Here is a 5,883-nt window from a genome sequence, read left to right on the forward strand (position 1 = left end):
GGGCTCATAACCCGAAGGTCGCAAGTTCAAATCTTGCCCCCGCAACCAATGGTCCGGTAGTTCAGTTGGTTAGAATGCCTGCCTGTCACGCAGGAGGTCGCGGGTTCGAGTCCCGTCCGGACCGCCACTAATACATATCAATAGATTCATTCATTCTTGGCTCGGTAGCTCAGTCGGTAGAGCAACGGACTGAAAATCCGTGTGTCGGCGGTTCGATTCCGTCCCGAGCCACCACTTTTAAAAAATTCTCTTTTTGTTATTTATATGGAGGGATAGCGAAGTTGGCCAAACGCGGCGGACTGTAAATCCGCTCCCATCGGGTTCGTAGGTTCGAGTCCTACTCCCTCCACCATTTATTTAGTAATCGTAGGGGTATAGTTTAATGGTAAAACGAAGGTCTCCAAAACCTTTGATGTGGGTTCGATTCCTACTACCCCTGTAGCGTTTATGGCGGTCATGGCGAAGTGGTTAACGCACCGGATTGTGGTTCCGGCATACGTGGGTTCGATCCCCACTGGTCGCCCCATTATTTAAATAGGCATTGGGCTATAGCCAAGCGGTAAGGCAACGGTTTTTGGTACCGTCATGCGCTGGTTCGAATCCAGCTAGCCCAGCCATTATTTGCGGAAGTAGTTCAGTGGTAGAACATCACCTTGCCAAGGTGGGGGTCGCGGGTTCGAATCCCGTCTTCCGCTCCATTTTATTTAACCAAAATGGTGGCGGCATAGCCAAGTGGTAAGGCAGAGGTCTGCAAAACCTTTATCACCGGTTCAAATCCGGTTGCCGCCTCCAGAATTTGATCATGCCGGTGTGGCGGAATTGGCAGACGCGCACGACTCAAAATCGTGTTCCTTCGGGAGTGTCGGTTCGACCCCGACCACCGGTATTAAAAGGGTAATTTAGGATGATTTTAGGAATCATCGATATGCTTATAAACGTTGACATCACAGCGTTTATAAGCATTTTTTATTTTTTGGCAATAACATAGATTTTTAAATTTTAATACACAATTGCACCACAATTCAATACATATTAACTGCTACTGCTATATTGTCATCTTCTTTTTGTAGCTCTTTCATAACATGGACATAACGTTTATATGTTATATTAGGAGTAAAAGGAACTAATAGTTATTTCATTTAAATTTTAATGCTTTTTTCAGTGATTTATTAACAGCATTGTTGCTTATCATTTTATGCTTTGACCGAGAACTCAAAAGGACAAGCCATTCGTAGCAGTGCTAGTAGGTATTTTATTATGTTTTTTAGCAATAAACATTTAATCGTCTCTTGTCATATTAACCAATCTATTTTAGGCTAATAGTAATGATAAAAAGGGGCTGTTAGGTTGCTGAAATTCTTAAAGAAGCTACTAACAAAAAAGAGAAAGAAAAAAACTAAGAAGAAATTAAGAAAAGTAATAGAGCTAAATTACAATGAAGATGATATGTGGGATCCTTGAAGAGCGTTGTATAAACGTTCTTTTTTATGGTTAAGAGAGGGAAAATTTTCACGACTGTATCGGTAAGTACGTAACCAAGCAACTACTGGAATTATTTACAGCTAATCTTTTTACTTGAATAAAGGCGCTAAAAACAATGAATTGGGTGGCTAATACCGAGGAGGCTGTGACGATATCAAAGTATAGATGATAGCTTATAGACGTTATAAAAACTAGGTAATTGCTTTTTTATGTTAAAATGATAATGGAACACTATAAAGTTTCTGGACGGGTGTATTTACATAACGTGTTAATTTCTGAATAAAAGAAATGATTATTGTAAGTGTTAAGGTTGTTGACAATAGACATTAATTATAAATAATGAGGAGAAAAAATGACTGGAAAACCAATTGTTTTAGTTGTTAGTGTGTCGCTAATTAAAGATGAAAAAGTATTAATGATTAAAGAAAACAAATCAAATGTAATTAATAAGTGGAATTTTCCAAGCGGAAGAATGGAAGAAGGGGAAGACATCCTTTTGTCAGCTAGAAGAGAAGTGAAAGAAGAGACAGGGTTTGATGTGGAACTCACTTATACGACGGGTATTTATAATTTTATTAGCAGTACTCAAGACCAAGTGATTATGTTTCATTTTATAGGGAAGATTACTGGAGGTTCAATATATCTTGAAGAAGATGAAATTATTGATAGTGTTTGGATGGAGCTGAGTGATTTAGTAAAATTTAATGATGATGAACTTCGTAATCCAACCGTTATAAAACAAATTGTAAATTGTCTTGTTCAAAAAAGTTATCACCCTACTAATATATTCCAAAAACAAATAAAGTAATTTTGGGGGGATAGAAACACTAAGGAAGTTATATTACTTAGAAGCTTTTCAACCGAGTTAAAGAAAGTTTTGAATTTTCATAAATGAGGTGAGTCTATTGGTGCATAACAATATTAGTATATCCAATGGCCGGGTATTTTTAAGGGAGATAATTGAAAGTGACTGGAATGATATTCATGAATACGCCTCACAAGAAATGGTTTGTCAATACCAACCTTGGGGGCCTAATACAATAGAAGATACAAAGAATTTTGTTAATCAAATAATGGAAGAGGCTAATAATGAAAAATTAAGAACTAGATATGTGTTTGCTATTATAGAAAAAGCTAACAAAAGATTAATTGGGGCAGGAGAGTTTAATATTAGAGATAGTTTCAATAGGAATGGAGAAATTGCATATATTGTAAATCCAAAGTATTGGGGTAAAGGGATAGCGACTGAAGTTGCCAATTTGATAATTGATTATGGATTTAAGGAACATAAAATGCATCGAATTTTTGCAACTTGTGACCCGAGAAATATAGGTTCATCTAAAGTCTTACAAAAAGTCGGGATGATTCAAGAAGGGAAAATACGTGAAGATTTGTTAATTAAAGATGGTTGGCGAGACTCTCTATTGTATAGTATATTAAAGCACGAATGGCAGATTTTATAAATGGTATTGCAAAAAAGATTATCGCTAGAATGTTTATTGTACTAAAATCGTATGGACAGAGACTTGAAAAAAACACTATTCACGTTAGAGAATAAAATGAACTGCACTACTCAAAATCGTGTTTCTTCGGAGTTTTCGCCCGATCACTAATGTCAACCATAATTTTTCATTGCAATAGACTAAGAAAGAATGGCTCACAAGCATTGAAATAATGGAGTTTGTGAGTTTTTTGTATTATGGTAGATTTTCATATGGGAGCCGGAAGCTGTGAATTGAATCTAAAAATACTGTTAAAAACAGGTATCTTCGATTATATAAACTATGGATTGAAAATGTTTGATACAATTACATGAATTTTATTATCAAAATAAAATATTCTATAAGAAATATTTACAAAAAACCTCTCGGAAAATCAAATTATTTCCCGAGAGGTTTTTACATTATATGTAAAATTATTTTTGCTATGACTGTATTTAATAGTATACATGAACGGAATATATAAGTCTATATTTTTCTTCATTTTATTGCTAAAATAACATGACATTAAATGAGGAGGGATTTTTCGTGCCATTTGAGGAAGAAAAAAAGGTGTTAGATAAAACGTTATCTATTATCCACAAACAATATGAACGGTTAGCTGAAATACCGGAATATGTTGGTGATGATTTTACCGAAAACATATTGGAAGATAACAGACAGCGGGTAAAAGAATCTTTAAGGCTTGCTAAAAAGGAATCTTATTTTGCTCGCCTTGATTTTAAAGTGGAAGATAGTAAGGAGGCGAAGCCCACTTATATTGGAAAAGCAGGTGTTTTTGATGAAGACACAGGAAATGTTCTGATTACAGATTGGCGAGCTCCAATTGCCAGCTTGTTCTATGGTTTTAGTGGGAGTGAAGATGATGTATATTATCAATCTCCAGATGGCATTGTAGAAGGCGAAATCTACTTAAAAAGAAATATTGTCATCCATGAAGAGGAGCTACGAAGAGTAGTAGACCGTTATATCCGTGGAAAACAAGAAGCTTCTGGAGGCGATGAATTCCTTTTATATAAGCTGGGTGATCAAAAAGATAACAGACTACGTGATATTGTTGCCACTATCCAAGGAGAACAAAATGAAATCATTCGTTATCCCTTAAATAAAGCGGTTATTATTCAGGGAGTTGCAGGAAGTGGGAAAACAACAGTGGCACTCCATCGATTAGCCTTTCTGCTATACGAATATCGGGAACAATTGAGAGCGCATCGGATGATTATTTTTGCACCGAACACCATCTTTCTTGATTATATTTCACAAGTGTTGCCTGAATTAGGCGTAGGAAATATTGTCCAGACGACCTTTCCAAATTGGGTTTTGAACGCTATTATTGATGATCCGAAATGTAGGCTGGAATCTCTTAGCGAAAGAAGAAGAAATTTTTTTGAATCCAATACAATCCAGCAGCATAACTGGAAAGGCTCTTTAGCGTTTCAACAGCAAATCAGGGATCATTTAGCACAATTAGAAAAAGATTGGCTTCCTGAAGAAGATTTTGTCCCTTGGAAAAACAAACAAGGCGTTTCACTGGAAAAAATCAAAAAATGGATAGAAATTGATTTTAAAGACAATCCTGTCACCAAGAAATATGATAGACTCAAAGCAAAATTAACCAGGTGGATTGAAATCGAAGCGAAAATGTATGAAGACAAAAAAGAGCAGACGCAAGCCCGTAAAGATGGTAAGAAGGAATTAAGAAGCTATTTACGTAAGTGGAAAAAGCGGAAACCTTATGAACTTTATGCTCAAATCTTAAAAAAGATGGCAAGGACAGACCTTTTGCCTCCCAAGGATAAGATAACCTTGGATGATCTGGCGCCGCTTCTCGATATTCACGATTATTGGTATGGGATAGAAAGGGACGAACGATTTGATCATGTTGTGATTGATGAAGCTCAAGACTTCTCACCCTATCAGGTATCTGTATTAAATGCGCGCACTAAAGCAGCCTCTTTTACAATATTAGGTGATTTAGCACAAGGCATTCACAGCAATGAAGGCATTGATGAGTGGAAGAACTTTATCGATCTTTTCGGTACATCCCGTGCGAAATTCTTTCAAATGACCAAAAGCTATCGCTCCACCTATGAGATTATTGCATTTTCCAACATGATTCTTAATCATCTTGCCAATCGTCCCGCTTATGCAGAACCAGTATTTCGAAGCGGCGAGGACGTGCAGATCAAACAAATAAAAGCAGAAGAAAAATTAGAAGAAATCATAAGCTGGATTCGTGAAATGAAAATGCAAAATATGAATACTATTGCAGTTATTCTAAGATCCGAAGAAGAATGTAACGGGATTTATCCGAAGTTAAAAGAAGAAATCTTGGAATTAAGTATGATTACAACCGAAGATAAATCATATGAAGGAGGAATTTCCTTATTGCCAGTGTATGTATCCAAAGGATTGGAATTTGATTCTGTTTTAATGGTTGATGTCGATGAAAGACACTATCCGAAGACAGAACAAGCTATTAAATTACTCTATGTTGGTTGTACCAGAGCGCTGCATCATTTATCAGTTATTTATAGCGGAGAAGCATCCGAACTGATTAGTAATGGGTGAAAAAAGATGCTTTATAAAGGTTAAAACGAAGTGTTCTAATTCTTGCAAATTTTGAAAAGTAAAAGTCTATAGATTAAAACCTCTTTTGATTACAGTCTAAAAAATGAGTCAGTTCATATAAGCTGCTTAATTTTTTAGACTGTTGAAATATTCTCCTTATGCGTTCTGCTTCCCTTTAACGTAATCGATTTCAAAGGAGAATAGTGTAAACTACCACATTAATTCAGACATCCTTTTCCATTTTATATCAGAGAGAAATCTGGAGTAATGTGCTCGTTTATTCATTTAATTTCCGATTTGAAAAAACTTTGTAAAATTATTTCAGATACTA

Annotated in this window: 3 protein-coding genes and 9 tRNA genes; all 12 read left to right on the top strand. The window is 35.9% G+C overall.

From position 1 onward, the window contains the following. Positions 1-50 precede the first annotated feature (50 nt). Positions 51-127: transfer RNA gene (locus BN6556_RS00005), tRNA-Asp, on the top strand. 31 nt (positions 128-158) lie between these two features. Beyond that, positions 159-234, top strand: a tRNA-Phe gene (locus tag BN6556_RS00010). A gap of 32 nt (positions 235-266) precedes the next feature. After that, positions 267-352, top strand: a tRNA-Tyr gene (locus tag BN6556_RS00015). Between the two features lie 16 nt (positions 353-368). Further along, positions 369-439 (top strand) — tRNA-Trp (locus BN6556_RS00020). 11 nt (positions 440-450) lie between these two features. Then, positions 451-526: transfer RNA gene (locus BN6556_RS00025), tRNA-His, on the top strand. 16 nt (positions 527-542) lie between these two features. Further along, positions 543-617 (top strand) — tRNA-Gln (locus tag BN6556_RS00030). Between the two features lie 6 nt (positions 618-623). Then, positions 624-698, top strand: a tRNA-Gly gene (locus BN6556_RS00035). Positions 699-718: 20 nt separating this feature from the next. Then, a tRNA-Cys gene (locus BN6556_RS00040) sits at positions 719-792 on the top strand. A 12-nt stretch (positions 793-804) separates the two neighbouring features. Continuing rightward, positions 805-886 (top strand) — tRNA-Leu (locus BN6556_RS00045). Positions 887-1,834: 948 nt separating this feature from the next. Next, positions 1,835-2,290: an NUDIX hydrolase gene (locus tag BN6556_RS00050; protein WP_066185536.1), complete on the top strand. Its 456-nt coding sequence runs from the start codon at positions 1,835-1,837 to the stop codon at positions 2,288-2,290. 97 nt (positions 2,291-2,387) lie between these two features. Beyond that, entirely contained in the window at positions 2,388-2,945 is a 558-nt protein-coding gene (locus BN6556_RS00055) for a GNAT family N-acetyltransferase (protein ID WP_235817418.1), read from the top strand. Between the two features lie 564 nt (positions 2,946-3,509). After that, complete coding sequence (locus tag BN6556_RS00060; protein ID WP_161485659.1) at positions 3,510-5,552, top strand: HelD family protein; 2,043 nt, start codon at positions 3,510-3,512, stop codon at positions 5,550-5,552. The last annotated feature ends 331 nt before the right edge of the window (positions 5,553-5,883 follow it).

Source organism: Gracilibacillus timonensis (genome assembly GCF_900086715.1).
Classification (GTDB): domain Bacteria; phylum Bacillota; class Bacilli; order Bacillales; family Amphibacillaceae; genus Gracilibacillus; species Gracilibacillus timonensis.

What these genes read in the sequence shown, in the direction of transcription:
- BN6556_RS00050 (WP_066185536.1), top strand. Translation starts at nt 1,835, where the DNA reads ATGACTGGAAAACCAATTGTTTTAGTTGTTAGTGTGTCGCTAATTAAA.